General features: G+C 44.5%; 11 protein-coding genes. All 11 read right to left on the bottom strand.

Going from position 1 to position 15,527, the window contains the following annotated elements:
* Nucleotides 1-9 precede the first annotated feature (9 nt).
* The gene (locus MFMK1_RS06250) at nucleotides 10-1,194 is read right to left on the bottom strand and encodes a thiolase family protein (protein WP_366924268.1); all 1,185 of its coding nucleotides are present in this window, start codon (nucleotides 1,192-1,194) and stop codon (nucleotides 10-12) included.
* A gap of 30 nt (nucleotides 1,195-1,224) precedes the next feature.
* Nucleotides 1,225-2,046 carry a 3-hydroxyacyl-CoA dehydrogenase family protein gene (locus MFMK1_RS06245; protein WP_428846298.1) on the bottom strand — a complete coding sequence of 274 codons (822 nt, stop codon included), beginning with the start codon at nucleotides 2,044-2,046 and terminating at the stop codon, nucleotides 1,225-1,227.
* Nucleotides 2,047-2,122: 76 nt separating this feature from the next.
* Nucleotides 2,123-3,472 carry an acetyl-CoA hydrolase/transferase family protein gene (locus MFMK1_RS06240; RefSeq protein WP_366924265.1) on the bottom strand — a complete coding sequence of 450 codons (1,350 nt, stop codon included), beginning with the start codon at nucleotides 3,470-3,472 and terminating at the stop codon, nucleotides 2,123-2,125.
* 29 nt (nucleotides 3,473-3,501) lie between these two features.
* On the bottom strand, nucleotides 3,502-5,340 hold the full coding sequence (locus MFMK1_RS06235; RefSeq protein ID WP_366924264.1) for an acyl-CoA dehydrogenase: 1,839 nt from the start codon (nucleotides 5,338-5,340) through the stop codon (nucleotides 3,502-3,504).
* A gap of 344 nt (nucleotides 5,341-5,684) precedes the next feature.
* Nucleotides 5,685-7,586, bottom strand: coding sequence for a TRAP transporter permease (locus MFMK1_RS06230; RefSeq protein WP_366924263.1), 1,902 nt, complete (start codon nucleotides 7,584-7,586; stop codon nucleotides 5,685-5,687).
* Between the two features lie 161 nt (nucleotides 7,587-7,747).
* Nucleotides 7,748-8,782, bottom strand: a complete 1,035-nt coding sequence (locus MFMK1_RS06225) for a TAXI family TRAP transporter solute-binding subunit (protein WP_366924262.1) — start codon at nucleotides 8,780-8,782, stop codon at nucleotides 7,748-7,750.
* A 256-nt stretch (nucleotides 8,783-9,038) separates the two neighbouring features.
* A complete protein-coding gene (locus MFMK1_RS06220) occupies nucleotides 9,039-10,934 on the bottom strand; it encodes a sigma 54-interacting transcriptional regulator (RefSeq protein WP_366924261.1) in 1,896 nt (631 codons plus the stop codon).
* Between the two features lie 218 nt (nucleotides 10,935-11,152).
* Entirely contained in the window at nucleotides 11,153-11,977 is an 825-nt protein-coding gene (locus MFMK1_RS06215; protein WP_366924260.1) for an FAD/NAD(P)-binding protein, read from the bottom strand.
* Complete coding sequence (locus MFMK1_RS06210; RefSeq protein ID WP_366924259.1) at nucleotides 11,964-12,998, bottom strand: 4Fe-4S dicluster domain-containing protein; 1,035 nt, start codon at nucleotides 12,996-12,998, stop codon at nucleotides 11,964-11,966. The genes MFMK1_RS06215 and MFMK1_RS06210 overlap by 14 nt, the downstream gene beginning before the upstream one ends.
* Nucleotides 12,995-15,031, bottom strand: coding sequence for a formate dehydrogenase subunit alpha (gene fdhF / locus MFMK1_RS06205; RefSeq protein ID WP_366924258.1), 2,037 nt, complete (start codon nucleotides 15,029-15,031; stop codon nucleotides 12,995-12,997). Before fdhF ends, MFMK1_RS06210 begins: the two co-directional genes overlap by 4 nt.
* Nucleotides 15,032-15,064: 33 nt before the next feature.
* Complete coding sequence (locus MFMK1_RS06200; protein ID WP_366924257.1) at nucleotides 15,065-15,484, bottom strand: helix-turn-helix domain-containing protein; 420 nt, start codon at nucleotides 15,482-15,484, stop codon at nucleotides 15,065-15,067.
* Between the last annotated feature and the right edge of the window lie 43 nt (nucleotides 15,485-15,527).

The following is a 15,527-nucleotide window of genomic DNA, read 5'->3' as shown; positions in this document are numbered from 1 at the left end:
AATATTTTTTTAACCTACCCATTCCCAAATAGCTGCAGCACCCTGTCCGTGTCCGATACACATGCTTTCCACTGCATATTTGGCATTATAATCAGGCATAGCATGCATGATGGTAGTAGCTATTCGAGCGCCTGTACAACCCAATGGGTGACCCAGTGCAATGCCGCTGCCCCGGGGATTAAGCAGCGGATGATTTCTGATGCCCAATTCCTCGGCGCAGTATAACGCTTGAGAAGCGAATGCCTCGTTAATCTCCCACAGGTCAATCTGGTCAACGGTCATGCCTGCTTGCTGTAAAACCTTAGGTATTGCTGCCGCAGGGCCAATTCCCATCAGGGCTGGGTCTACACCAACCACCTTGTACCCCACCAGTTTCATTTTGGGCTTCAGTCCTAATTCTTTGAGCTTATCTTCACTGACAATCAGCACTGCTGCCGCAGCATCATTTGTTTGGCTGGAGTTACCGGCAGTAACTGTTGCTTTATCATCATCCATAAATACCGGCTCTAATTGTGCCAAACTTTCCATAGTGGTACCCGGCCGTATCCCTTGGTCACGGTCCACCACCATTTTTTTAGTACCCCCTTCTTTTAAGGGTACTTCTGCCTCGATGGGTAAAATCTCTCCCTTAAACAAGCCTTCCTCTGTTGCCCTATGAGCTTTAGCGTGACTTTCTACCGCCATTTGGTCCTGCTTTTCTCTGCTGATGTTAAACTTCCTAGCCACCATTTCTGCGGTATAGCCCATCCGCACCATTTTCGGGTCACAAAATTCATCCAACCGGGGGTTCGGGTCTACGCCGGTAAACATAGGAATATGTGTCATATGCTGCACCCCGCCGGCAATAACCATGTCATTCCAACCCATGGCAATAGATGAAATACCAAAGGCGATGGATTGTAGGCCTGAGCCGCAAAGGCGGTCAACAGTACAACCACCCACCCGGTATGGCAGCCCTGCCATAACCGCAGCCATACGTCCAATATTCGAGCCCATTTCTTTTTGTAAATAAGTTCCGCCTAAGATGACATCGTCAACCTGCTCCCGCTTCTTTCCAGTGACTTCGGCACGCTCTAGCACTTCGTTAAGTACCATTGCGGCCAAATCATCCGCTCTGACATTGGTGAACCAAGATCTTTTTCCTGATTTTGCTATGCCTGTGCGAACACCTTCAACCAAGTATACTGGCCTCATATTTCGTATCCTCCTTTTAAAGTCATTAAGTTATTTGCAGTAATTATAGAATCCTTTACCTGTTTTGCGTCCCCATTCTTTCTTAACGTACTTTTCTACAATGATTGGCGACGGTTTATACTTAGGGTCGCCTGTTTCCTGATAACGCTCGGTGCCCACATAGTAGCTCAAATCTATTCCGGTTAAATCTAACAATCTAAATGGTCCCATAGGATGCCCCAGAGCATGCACCACTGCCGTATCAATGTCTTCCGGTGTGGCAACGCCCATATCATGAAGATACAAAGCTTCATTTTTGATAGCTGATACTATGCGATTGACCAAAAATCCCCAAATCTCTTTTTGTAAAACAACGGGGACTTTATTCATCTTCTCACAAACAGCCACGGCGGTCTCTACTGTTTCATCGGACACATGCGCACCTTTAACAACCTCTACCAATTTCATCACCAATGCAGGGTTGAAAAAATGCACATTACACACCTTTTCCGGTCTTTCGGTTGCATCACAGATTTTTGAGCTGACAATATATGAGCTGTTGGTAGCCAGGATAGCGTGTTTTGGACAAATCCGATCCAAGTCAGCGAAGATTTTTCGCTTCAGCTCCAATTTTTCAACAGCGGCCTCAATTACAAAATCAGCGTCCCTGGCGGCCTCTGCCAAACTTTCAGTAAATGTCAGCCTTTCCCGCGCCGCTTTCGCTTCTTCCTCGGAAAGTTTCCCTTTGGCTACACGCCCGGGTAAGTAACTATCACAAAATTCCTCTGCCTTCTGTAACGTCTCTTTACTTATGTCCGTGCAGGTCACCTTAAAACCTGCCAATGCTGCGGATAGGGAAATTTGGTGTCCCATGTTGCCCGCGCCGACGACACAAACGTTTTTAACATCGATAGCTGCCAATTTAATACACTCCTTTAATTAAATGTTTTTAGAGAACCAACTTATTGGTCCTGGTCCAAATCTTTAATCTTTCCGCTTCCTTCACCAAATCTTCTCGATAATCAGGGTGAGCAATGTTAATCAGCATTTCGGTCCGCTGCCAGGTGGATTTGCCTTTCAGGTTTACTTTGCCGTATTCAGTGACCACATACTGCACCACCGTTCTCGGTACGGTGACAACATTTCCAGGTGTTAATGTGGGCACAATTCTGGAAACCGTGTTGTCACCCAGTTTCTTAGTTGAACTTAAGCAGATAAACGCTTTACCACCTTTAGAACGTACTGCTCCGTAAGTAAAATCAAACTGTCCGCCGGTGCCGGAAATCTGCCGGGCACCCACCGTCTCGGAACAAACCTGCCCATATAAGTCTATTTCTATGGCATTGTTAATAGATATTTGTTTATCGTTTTTAGAGATGGTTTCGGTAGAATTCGTATAATTCACAGGGTAGATGGCGCAGGCCGGATTATTATGAATAAAATCGTATAACCTTTTATCACCCAAGGCAAAGGTAAATGTCATCTTATAACGGTCAATGCTTTTCTTTGCTCCGGTGATTTTCCCTTTTTCATATAAATCAACAAATGCGCCGCAAAGCATCTCACTATGGACACCTAGATCCTTCAAGTCTGATTCGCCGATCATTTGACCAACTGTGTTGGGCATGCCGCCAATGCCCAGCTGCAGGCACGCCCCATCCTCAATTTCCTCCACAATAAGGGAGGCAATTTTCTTATCAATTTCACTGGCGGGGTGTTGAGGAATTTCAACCAACGGCTCGTTATTACCCTCTACAATATGATCTATCTCGCTGATGTGGATATTCTCATGGTCTCCGCCCAAACACCGGGGAACATTCTTATTCACTTCCACAATCACCGTATCAGCCCGCTCAAACGCTGCATGCTCATATGAATTGGAGACACTTAAATTGAAAAATCCATTTTCATCCATGGGTGTTGTTACGAGCATTGTTACTTGGGGTTTACTTGCCTGGCCGCTTCTCATAGTTATCGGCGACTCCTGATAGAGACCAGGAATATGAAAGGCCATTCCCCCATCCTGCAGTTTTCTTTCCACGCCGCTGAAAAAGCCGCTGTTATAAATAAAGTGCTTTTGGTCTGGATCTGTCAGGGCCACCTGCAGTGGGTGAACAGCGCATACCCCTCTCACCTTCACATCACTAAGTTCTGCTTTTCTTCTTGATAAGGCCTCATCCAATACCTTTGGGGTCATGGCAAAATGACTGTATGCAACCCAATCTCCTGGTTGGACCGCTTTTACTGCCTCGTCGGCAGTGACCAGTTTATTTTTGTACTCCTTTTGATAACGATTCATCTGTCGTCCTCCTTGCACCAATGGGATCCTTAACTGATTATCAAAGATTCTTCAGGACATTCAATAGCCGACACATCAGCGTTTTTAATCAGCTCCGCCTGCATTTTTACGTTAGGCAGGATATTATTAATAAAGAATTTTGCCGTGGCCAGTTTTCCCGTGTAATAAGCATAGTCATGGTGGTCAGTGCCTAACTCAGCAATCTTCTTCTTGGCTATCATCGCTTGGTCCATGATGGCTTCTCCGGCGAAAAGCTGGGCACAGCAGGTAAGCACTCGTGGAGCATAAAGCGGGATTAGTTCTCCCTTTTCATCCTTGTTAGCATAATAAGATGCATAGAGGTCCTTGATTTCAGCCACGCACTGATACGCGTTCTCCAACTGCTGCATTTCCTTACCAAATCCTTCAGCGTCTTTATTCCGGTCAATAAATTCTCTCCGGTCACTCATCCAGTTAGCAAAGGGTACTCCATCTTTCATCCGCATCTTACGGCCTACTAAGTCCATAGCATGAATAAAGGATGTCCCTTCCCAGATGGAAAGAATTTTAACGTCCCTTGCATACTGAGATACCGGATATTCCTCTGTATAGCCAACACCACCGTAGACTTGAATCGCTTGGCCAATCATCTGCCAAGCAGTTTCACTGGCGTAGGCCTTAATCAGCGGTGTTAATATCTCCGCTAAACCCTGATATCTTGTGGCCTTCTCTTTATCACCGCTGTGTTCGGCTACATCCAAATAATAGAAACCTTTAAATATCATCGCCCTAATGGCCTCTGTTTGTGCTTTGATTTCCAACAGCATTCTTTTTATATCTTCGTGCTTAATTAACTCTACGCGCCCGGCTTTGGGGTCAGTAAACAGCCGCCCCTGAATACGTTCAGTGGCATACTGAGCAGACAGGCAATATGCTTCGGCCATTTGGGCAAGAGCATTATGGCCTGTGCCAATCCGGGATTCATTCATCATATGAAACATCATGGCCAAACCCTTCGAGAAGCCTTTTTCATCCGCGGGATTGCCCACCAAAATTCCGCGGCAGCCTTCGTTCTCACCAAAACTTAACATAGCGGTAGCAGAGGCCTTAAGACCCATCTTGTGCTCGATACCGATGCAAGTAACATCATTGGGCTCTCCTAAGCTGCCGTCTTCATTCACCCAAATCTTCGGTACGATGTATAGTCCCAATCCCTTAGAACCGGGGGCACCGCCTTCTGGACGAGCCAAAACCATGTGGATGATATTGTCTGACAGATCCACCTCGCCGCCGGTGATAAACATCTTGGTCCCTTTAATCTTATATATCCTGGGGTCATCTGTGGGATAAGCCCTGGTAGTGGAGTCACCCACATCAGAGCCGGCGTTAGGTTCGGTGAGACACATCGTACCGCTCCATTTGCCATTAAGCATATTCTCAATAAATATTTCTCTGTCTTTGTCGGTACCAAATCGGTGAATAAGGTTAGATGCACCGGTAGTTAGTTTGATATATGAGGTCAGCGCCGGACAGGCAGCCATCAACATTTCGTTGTAAGCTCGATATAAAGTTAGCGGCATCAGCATTTCTGAACCTAAAGATTCATTGGCTGAACCCCAACCGTTTTCCTGTAAAAATTTAAATACATCCACATAACCGGGCGGAAGCGTAACCTTCCCGTCCTCAAATTTGATACCGATCTCGTCCCCCTGCTTATTAATCGGAGAAACAACCTCTTTGGCAATTTTATAAACTTCATTTAAGATGAAATCCACATCGTCCATTTCATAAGTATCCTTGAATCTTTCCAGGCCGAAAATCTCTTCCATATCAAGCCATTCATTAAGAATAAATTTTAAGTCCCTTAAATCGTAGGCAAATTCTGCCATTTCATACCCCTCCTATTGTTTGTTACAAATTGAGACTTGCCCTCTTTAGTAATTCTTACTTTAAACTCCGTCTCCCTCCCAACGGCTCTATCTCTTAAAATAGTCTGAACTTTATGTAATTAAATAGCAAGACTCATGCCAATGTCCTTTATATATATTGAATATGCTAAAAAGTTAGAAAACACTAACAAATTCGCCCTGCACGTGACTATCTCATTCTTGCATTACTGCCAAAGGCCCTTGGGAGGTTTCATAATGAAACAAATAGGTTGCCTAATAGAACGTTGTAAATGAGTAAACACGAAAAAAGGCCACCGCTTTAAACGATGGCCTTTGTAACATGTCTATGCTGCACTTTCCTGCTTTTTGCGGTTGAAAAGCATGGTGAATACCCCTTGCTTAAAAAATACCACTACCATTAAGACAAATCCTATATAATCAAGGATGCTGAATGGAAGCAATAGCATTAAACCGCCCGCAACTGCCATGGACCGTTCCAAGGAGGTAAGGGTCCTGGTGAGATAGCCGCTGATACCGGCAGCAAATACTACTAAGCCGGGCAATACAAAGACCAGTAGTCTGAACACCTCATACGCATTCCAATATTCCGGAATCATCAAGTAGGCCGGGGAATAGGCAAATACAAAGGGAATGATATAAGTCATAATCCCCAGCCTTACTGCTACAAGGCCGGTCTTCATCGGGTCTTCACCGGCGATTTGGGCCCCGGCATAAGAAGCAAAAGCTACGGGAGGAGTAATGGAATATAAAGTTGCATAATAAAAGGAGAAAATATGAGCAACCTCTGGAATTACTCCAAGTCTAATCAAAGCCGGACCAAAAATTGCGATACTGGTGATATACGCAGGGATAGAAGGCATCCCCATACTCATCACCAAGATGGCTATCGCTGATAAAACTAAGGCTAGAAAGAGACTGTTTTGACCGAAAGTGATTACCATGTTAGCAAATTTTAGGTTTAACCCTGTCTCCACCAAAAAGCCAGTGATGATACCAGCTGATGCACAGGCAATGGCAATATAAACCGAAGTTTTTCCTGTCTTAGCAAATATCGCATATAAACCCTTTAAGGTCAGCCTGTCTTTTTTCCGTGCCACCCCGAATAACAGCGCCACCGTACAAGCGTAGAACGCGGCCAACCCAACCGGGTAAAACTTGAGCAGGAAATAGAGCAATATAGCAATGGTTATGATGAAGATATGGAAGCCGCCTAACAAGATATCTTTATAAGGGACCTTAGGCGTCTCGACAGCTTTGATGTCTAACCTTTTCGATTCCAAATGCACTGTAATAAAAAATACGAAATAGAAAAGCAAGGCGGGCAGCAAAGTGTATTGGGCAACTTTAATGTATGGCACTCCCATATATTGAGCCACAATAAAAGCTGCTACACCCAACATGGGCGGCATTAATTGTGCTGCAGTACCTACTACCGCAGCTATCGCCCCCGCCGTCCTGCCAGGGTAGCCCACCTTTTTCATTTCCGGGATTGTAGGAAATCCGATTAGGTAGGTTGTGGACATGGGCATCCCACTGGCCATCCCCATAAATGTTCCGGCTACAATTGCCGTCTTAGCAGGCGCACCTTGAGATTTACCAAACAGTCTGTTGGCGAAATCCAAAAAGGATTTCAATACCCCCATCTGTTCCAAAATTACGCCGTAAAATATAAAGGGAAATGCCAGAGTGATTACTACCCATAAGGGACTGCCAAAGATACCTCGGGAAGTCAGATACATGGTATCGATGATCCAATCCAAAGTGAACCCGGCATGGCCAAAGGGCGCCGGTAAATACTGTCCGAAGCTTGCATAGCCAAATAAGACTAATACGACAACTGACATGGGTAAACCAATAGCTCGGCGTGTAGCCTCCAAAACAGCTATTATGGCTATAATTCCCATAATATAATCAGTTATTGAAAGAGGAGATACGTACTCAACCCTGGTTAAAATATAGTTGGCCCTGACCACCAAATATCCAATTGATACCACGGAAAGCACAGCAAAAATCATGTCAACCACATTGATCTTTTTCATGAATTCGCTATGACCGCCGGCATAAATAAAGAACGTCATGGGCAATGCAATAGCCAAGAATATTGCCAAAGATACATTGTATCCTAGGGTTGGGCCGACAACTATTATTTGCAGGGCAAATAGTGTTAATAATACTGCTAAGATATCAATTATCTTTCCCACTGAACCTTGTAGATTCCTGTTCATTAATTCAACCCTCCACCAACTAGCTGAAGATGCTAGAAAAAATCATATTTTTACATAAAAGGACCTCTGCGCTATATTCCAAATTTGGAAAACTATAAGGATTTTACAGGCAAGAGGTCCACACTTTAGAAGTATTCTAACTTAAATTTTTTTCCGATGCTTTATTGGATTGCTCCTTTTTCCTTGAAGTACTCGACAGCTGCTGGATGGAAAGGAATCTGCGAACCTTTTCCGTACAGTCTGCTTAATTCCTTGGCAGTGAAGCCCTTAAATTCGCTGTTGCCCACTTGAGCCATGGTATCCATGTTAGCGATGACAGCATCTAAAATTTTTGTTACAGTTTCGTCCGGCATATCGGCCCGTACTACCCAAGTAGTGATATCGGCCATTACATCTACATCTTCTTTAATACTGGTATGCAGTCCCTTAGGCACTGTAGCTACTACCAGCGGCAGCTCTTTCGTAACCTTTTCCACTGCATCCTGGTCAAGCTTCAATATTCTAAATTCGTTTTGTGACTCTAATTCAGCCAAGGCAGCTGACTGAGCATTTACCGCCATAGTATAGGCGATAACATCAGTTTGGCCCTTTGCCAGAAGATCGCATGCTTCCTTATACTTACCAACGATATCAACCTTGCCGCCTGCTGCTTCGATGTTGTCATAGGTGATACCGTGTGCCGCGAGAATTTGCTCCGGTACAAAACGGGCAGTAAAACCTACGGGATATGTCACATATTTAATGGGCTGGTCCTTTAAATCAGATACCGTCTGATACGGGGAATCCGCACTTACTAGAAAAACGTACGCTGCTGTGGTTGAGTTAAACAGCGTGTTTACATTTTTCACTGGTTCACTAAAATATGCTTTATCGCCGATCTCGGCCACTACTTCACCATTGGCCATAGCCGGTAAGTAAGATGCAAATGTCAGACCCATGTCAGCTTTACCGTTTTCTACTTGAATAACATTACTAATAGCTGAACCAGTTAAAACATCTACAGTAGTACCCATGTCTTTAGAAGCTATCCCCGCAAAAGCCGAGGCTTGAGAATACCAGGTTGTCCCTGTAGGACCTGATAAGAATTTTAAGTTTTGCAGCTGCGCAGAACCTTCTCCACCGCCGCAACCGGCAACCAAACTAACCAAAGCAAATACACATATTAATAATATGATACGACTTCTCTTTTTTTTCATTTAACTCTCACTCCTGTTCCATTTTTTGCTGATTTTTTAAAATTCAAATAATAATAAAAGTCCAATTAGTCTAAGCCTTGATGATCACACACCTCCTTAAAATATCTTTCGCCCTAGTATAGAAGCAAGAAGCGTGCCGTTATTTTTTGAAATTAAAAAATCGTTTAAAACTCTCAGAAAATTAAATTAATCCGAAAATTTCATTAGTACTCTTCTTTCATTTTGTAACTGATGATGTTTCCTCCTGAAACAGAAGCTAATTACCGGCTTTTGTCTTCCGCCATAAAGTCGTCCGGCTGGTGCCTATCTTTTCAGATATGTCTTTGACACTGGCTCCGGTAGCCAATAAGTAATCTATTACCTGTTTTTCCATGTCTTCTACTTTGCCGATTTTTAACGTTATGGTATCTTCGTCCATGGACTTAACTTTATAGGTCTTTCTGATTTTTTCATTTATTAATTTAGTTATGAGCTCCTCGCAGGGTTGCTGCTCTTCCCATAATAAGACGTATTTATGAATAATATTCTGTAACTCCCTTATGTTGCCGGGCCAATCATACTTCTTTAAAGTCTCTAAAGCACCCTTCGTCAGCAGGGGCACTTTCTTTTTTTCTTCAAAGGAATAAAGGTCAACAAAATAATTGGCCAGTGAATTAATATCCTCTTTCCGATTTCGTAAAGGAGGGATGTCTAGATTTAATACTTCCAGACGATGGTAAAGGTCATTGCGGAAATTTCCTTCCGCTACCGCCTGGTACAATTCATAATTGGTGGCAGCAATAATTCTTACATCCACCGGAATTACCCTGTCGCTGCCCAACCTCATTATTTCCCGCTCTTGAAGCACGCGCAGCAGTCGGGCTTGGACAGGCAGTGTCATTTCGCCAATCTCATCGAGGAAAATTGTCCCCCCATGGGCCATTTCAAACAAACCTATTTTGCCGCCCTTTTTGGCTCCGGTGAAGGCACCTTCTTCATACCCAAACAATTCACTTTCCAATAGACTTTCGGGCAGGGCCGCGCAGTTAATTGCGACAAAGGGCGCTTTCCTTCTATCACTCTCATTATGAATACTCTGGGCAAATAATTCTTTGCCGGTGCCGCTCTCACCCATGATCAGTACCGTGGCATTGGCGGTGGCAAACTTTTTCGTCCCCTCTATCGCCTCTTTTAAAGCATCGCTATTGCCAATAATGTTATTGAAAGAATGCTTGGCATATAAACCTTTTTTAAATAGCTGCCGCCGAATATTTTGTTCCATCACTTGAATCCGGTCTGCACTTTGAAACAATATCAATAAATCGTCCCCAGTATTTAGTAACATGCTGTTGACCAAAAATTTTCTTTTGCCAACTTCTTTAAAAACTTCTTCACCTTTGACATTAGTGATTAAGGACTCAAGTACAGTTGACTCCCGAATTTCGTCCAATGATTTACCTACGATTTTGGCCGCATTCATATCCAAAAGATTTTCTGCCGCCGGATTCATAAACGATATCTCGTTGTGCTTATCCACTATTAAAATTCCGTCGTTGGAAAGTTCTAGGACGGAGCCGAACTTCTTATATTGTTCCTGATTTCTGCGAATACCGTTTACTAATTCTAGCGCACGATAAATTGACCCGTAAATGGCATCGTATCCCGACTGTACCAATACGGCATTTATCCCTGAGCGTTTAGCCATCTCATAAATACATAGGCCGGTACTTACCAAAACATCCACATCAGATCTTAATAGTTTAGAAGCCTGCTCCTCCATTTCAAATGTGTCGCCATATGGATAACGCACCACGTCGGCACCCAGGATTTTAATAATATTTTCAAAATCGCAAAAATCTTGGGTCCTGTGACCCAGGAAAGCGATTCGCTGGCCCATACTTTTGGCTGAATAAAGGGCTTGGAGAATATCGAATGAAGTTATTTCTATCAGAACCACAGGAAGGGATAGTGCCTTTTTTATTTTCCTCCCCGTTACACCCCGACTGATTATTACATCTACTCCATCTTTCTCCATCTGGTAGGCAGTAGCCACGCCCTCATCCAAAATAGCCTCTTTGATTATTAATTCCACGTCCATCCCCTCGGCCATCTTGGCGATGGAATCCGATAACCCCGGATAGGTGGAAATTACTCCAATCTTGACCTTTGACATAGGTAAAGAAAGCCCCCTTCATGTTATTGACTATACTCACATTCTAAATATTCGTGTCTTTCAGAAAATACGTAAAGTAATGAGCACATTTCTACACAATAAAGAATAAATCCTTTTTTGTTCGACAAAAAAGGATTTATTTCTACATGGAATATTAAGGCTATTAACCGGGCAGGCGGCTGCCCATTGAAAGAAGCGCCGTAATTACGGCGCTTCTTTTAGTAACCCATAGACTTCATCTCCTTATAACTAAATACCGGCCCGTCGGTACAAATGTATTTACCACAGGTTAAACAGTGACCGCATTTGCCAATACCGCATTTCATGTGATTCTCTAGGGTAGAGATGATATGCTCATCGGGTAGGCCCAATTTTAGCAGCTCATTAACCACAAAAGGTATCATTACCGGCGGTCCGCAGACTATCGCTTTGAAATTCCGGTCTATGTCACGAAGTGTATCTAATAGGGATGTTACCAGACCGACATTTCCCTTCCATGTATAACTGCCTTGGTCTACTGTGGTAAGAACATTGGTACTCTGCCTGCCATTCCAGCAGATAAGTTCCCGGTAAAAGATTAACTCACCGGGTGCCTTAGCTCCGTAAAGGATGTGAATTGTACCATAATCTTGGCGATGATAAAGAACATAATTAATTAGTGAGCGAAGCGGGGCCAAACCAATACCGCCGGCAATAAAAAGCAGGTTGTATCCTTTTAATTCTTCCAGCGGAAAACCGTTTCCGTAGGGTCCGCGTATTCCCACTTTACTTCCAGGCTGCAGCTGGTGCAGTAATGTGGTCAAGGTGCCTACCTGCCGGATACATAGTTCAAGGATACCCTGTTGGGTAGGGGAAGAGGTAATTGATATCGGTGCTTCTCCTGCGCCCATGATGGATATCTCCATGAATTGTCCCGGTGTATAAGTGAAGTGTTTTTGCTGGCTCTCATTTACAAAATTTAAGGTAAATGTCTTTATATCAGGTGATTCTTTATGAATTGACGTTATCACTGCCGGATGAGGTAAGAGTTCATTTTTGGGCATCACCGCTCACCTCCTTGTCCATTGCTTGCAGCACTTCTTTCATGCCGATCCTACCCAAGCAGGCACTGCTGCAGCGGCCGCAGCCGGTACATCCGGGGGTGTTATACTTTTCCGGGTATAGTTTTAACTTGTGGGTGAACCTTTTCTGCAAACGCTGTGCTTTGTTTTTGTCAAGGTTATGACCGCCCGCCATGCGGGAAAAACCTTCAAAGATACAGGAGTCCCACGTTCGAATCCGTTTGCCGAAGCTTCCATCCGCTCGATCGACGATGTTATAACAAAAACACAGGGGGCAGTTATACGAGCAGCTGCCGCAGCTAAAGCACCTTTTACTAATTTTCTCCCAAAAAGCACTTGGCATTTGGGTAATATCCGGTATTTTTGTTGAAGCTGGTATATGGTTCTCTAGTGTGGCCTCTGCTTCCGATACTAAATGCTTAGCACACTCTAGCTGGCAGATGTCCGCTTCGGCGAAAAAGTGACGGAAGGTTTCAATCGCTTTCTCTCCTTTTTCGCTATGGGCAGTAGCCAAAAAGACGTCACCAATGTCTAAAAGAAATACATCGGAACCCTGTTGATATGACGGACTACAGCCCATTAAATTGCAGAAGCACCTAGACAGCGGCTGAGTACAGCTATTGGTAATTATTAATGTCCGTTTTCGCCTCCAAGAATAGTACGGGTCTGGGTAGTACTCGGAGAAGAATACATCTGCCTGATTTAGTGCTTTTACATCACACGGGCGAAGGCCAAAAAACACTCTGGGAAACTTATCAAAAATCGCTTCTAAGTTTTGCGGTGATTGTTTAGTAAACTTAAATAATGTTTCCTGCTGCGGAAAGAAAAAGTTCTTTGGTGAAAACAAAGGCTGGTCATATTCCAGCAAGATATTATCGGGTGTCAACAGTTCTTTAAATATCACATCCCCGTTGGCTAAGGAAACAGGGGCCACCAATATCCCCTGCTTTATCAGTTTGCGCAGCCAGGATGTAATACGTTCCTTGGCAATAATAAAAGTCATCTCTCCACCCTCTCAATTTTTACAGCACAACTCTTATATTCGGGAATTTTTGCAACCGGGTCCACAAAACTCCCAGTCAGCATATTGGCAGCAGCTGTGGCAAAGTGAAATGGGACAAAAACTGAACCACTAGTAACGATGTCGCTAATTGCTGCCTTACACCTGATATCACCCCTGCGGGAGCTGACCTTTACCATCTGGTTATGTCTGATTCGATAACGATGGGCATCGATAGGATTTATTTCCACAAACGCTTCTGGAGTTTCCCTGTTGGTAATGGTGGTTCGTCCGGTCATGCTGGCGGTATGAAATTGAAAAGCGGTTCGTCCGGTGATCAGGATTAATGGATAGTCATTGTCAGGCACTTCCCAGGGTTGCTTGTAATGAACGGCGTGAAATTGTCCCCTGCCCCTGGCAAAACTATTCTTATGCAAGAAAGGAGTACCGGGGTGACTGCTGTCAGGGCAGGGCCACTGCAGGTAATCATTCTCCTGGAGACGGTAGTAATTTATGCCTCCGTAGGAGGGGGTCAAGAGGGATATTTCTTCCATAATCTCTTCAGGATTTTCGTAGCCCATCATGTAGCCCATCTTACATGCCAAGGCCGAGATAATGCGCCAGTCCTCTACAGCTTTTCCCTTAGGATGCACCGCCTGTCTTATTCTTTGGACTCTTCTATCGGTATTGGTGAAAGTACCGTCTTTTTCAGCAAAGCAGGCGGTCGGAAGAACCACATCTGCTTTTGCCGCAGTTTCCGTCATAAAGATGTCTTGGACAACAAGGAAGTCCAAATTATCGAATGCACCGCACACATGGTTCAGGTTTGGCTCACTGACCAAGGGATTTTCGCCCATGATATAAAGGCATTTTAACTCACCAACCGCAGCGCTGTTTACCATTTCCGTTATGGTCAGTCCCGGTTTTGGCGGAATTGGTTTACGCCATGCTTTTTCGAACTTTCTTCTTACTTCTTGATCTTCGACTTTTTGATAGCCTGTAAGAACATTTGGCAAAGCCCCCATATCACAGGCGCCTTGGACATTATTTTGACCTCGCAGCGGGTTTACCCCGGTACCCGGCCGGCCAATGTTGCCCGTCAGCATGGCCAGGTTTGCGCAGGCCCTGACGTTATCCACACCCGAGGTGAATTGGGTAATTCCCATGCAATAAAAGAACATAGCCCTGTGTGCACCGGCGTAAAGACGTGCCGCCTCTATTAATTCTGACGCAGGTATGCCTGTTATCTCCTCAACATAGCGCGGTGTATAATGCTTTACTATCTTGCATAACTCCTCAAATCCTTCCGTACATTCTCTGACAAATTTACGGTTGTAGAGGTTTTCATTAATAATTACATGGGCCAAGCCGTTTAGCCAGGCCACGTTGGTCCCTGCTTTGGGCTGTAGATAGACTGCAGCTGTTTCCACCAGCGGGATGCGCCTGGGATCTACTACAATCAGCTTGGCACCATTATTTACGGCTTCTATCAAGCGCGAACCAACCTGAGGATGCTGTCCGGTGGTATTAGACCCCGTCACTAGCATCACATCTGCCTGCCCAATCTCTTCGATTGAATTAGTCATGGCTCCACTGCCAAAGGAAGCCGCCAGACCGGCGACGGTAGCGGAGTGTCACAACCGTGCGCAGTGGTCAATGTTATTGGTTCCTACCGCTGCTCGGGCAAACTTCATCAGCAGGTAATTCTCTTCATTGCTGCACTTTGCGGAGCTAAAAAAACCTATTGCATCAGGCCCATCATGTGCTGTTATCCTTTTTAGTTCTGAGGCAATTTTATTAAGGGCAGCTTCCCAAGGCACTTCTTTAAAGCCCTGGGAAGTTTTGATCAGCGGCGAGCGCAATCTATCGGGACTATTGACAAACTCGTGTGCATGCCAGCCTTTTACGCATAGTTGGCCTTGGTTGACGGCGTGGGTGCTGCTGGGTATTACACCCACCACCTCATCCTTATCCACTAATAGGTGCATACCGCAGCCGCAGCCGCAGTAAGGACAGATAGTAAATACTTCTTTCATAGTTCTTCCCCCTGTCAACTAAAGTGCTAAGCACTATTCTTCGGGCTCAGGCACAATACCCGTGCCGCAGGTGTATTCCATCAATTGCTTACACCTAGTCCTGTCTTCTTTTGTACAGCCCAATTTCTTTAGTTCGTCTGCTGTAAGTCGCTTGCCCAGTGCAGCAAGCTCACAATAATACACCCAACCATTCATAGTAATGTACTCACGTCGGTGGATACACATTCTTAAATCCCCCTTTAGGAATTCATCATGTAGAAACAGTTCCCATTCGGCAACTCCCAGTACCAGGGCAAGGGCATGGATGGTCTTTTTAGTTGGGTTAGCGACTTTACCGTTTTCTATTTCTGATAGGCGGCTGATACTCACCTTACCGCAGGTTAACTCGGAAAGCTGCCTCAAAGTTAAACCCCGTTTTTTGCGCAAGGCCTTTATTTTCTTGCCGTTTAACACAGTTAATCGCCTGCTTTTTAAAAAATTGTTAATTTCTTTGCCA

It is taken from the genome of Metallumcola ferriviriculae (assembly GCF_035573695.1).
GTDB lineage: Bacteria > Bacillota > JADQBR01 > JADQBR01 > JADQBR01 > Metallumcola > Metallumcola ferriviriculae.
This window is presented reverse-complemented; position numbering and strand designations above follow the sequence as displayed.

Coding starts and splice junctions, on each gene's coding strand:
- MFMK1_RS06250 (WP_366924268.1), bottom strand. CDS start 1,194: ATGAGGCCAGTATACTTGGTTGAAGGTGTTCGCACAGGCATAGCAAAA.
- MFMK1_RS06245 (WP_428846298.1), bottom strand. CDS start 2,046: ATGGGACACCAAATTTCCCTATCCGCAGCATTGGCAGGTTTTAAGGTG.
- MFMK1_RS06240 (WP_366924265.1), bottom strand. CDS start 3,472: ATGAATCGTTATCAAAAGGAGTACAAAAATAAACTGGTCACTGCCGAC.
- MFMK1_RS06235 (WP_366924264.1), bottom strand. CDS start 5,340: ATGGCAGAATTTGCCTACGATTTAAGGGACTTAAAATTTATTCTTAAT.
- MFMK1_RS06230 (WP_366924263.1), bottom strand. CDS start 7,586: ATGAACAGGAATCTACAAGGTTCAGTGGGAAAGATAATTGATATCTTA.
- MFMK1_RS06225 (WP_366924262.1), bottom strand. CDS start 8,782: ATGAAAAAAAAGAGAAGTCGTATCATATTATTAATATGTGTATTTGCT.
- MFMK1_RS06220 (WP_366924261.1), bottom strand. CDS start 10,934: ATGTCAAAGGTCAAGATTGGAGTAATTTCCACCTATCCGGGGTTATCG.
- MFMK1_RS06215 (WP_366924260.1), bottom strand. CDS start 11,977: ATGCCCAAAAATGAACTCTTACCTCATCCGGCAGTGATAACGTCAATT.
- MFMK1_RS06210 (WP_366924259.1), bottom strand. CDS start 12,998: ATGACTTTTATTATTGCCAAGGAACGTATTACATCCTGGCTGCGCAAA.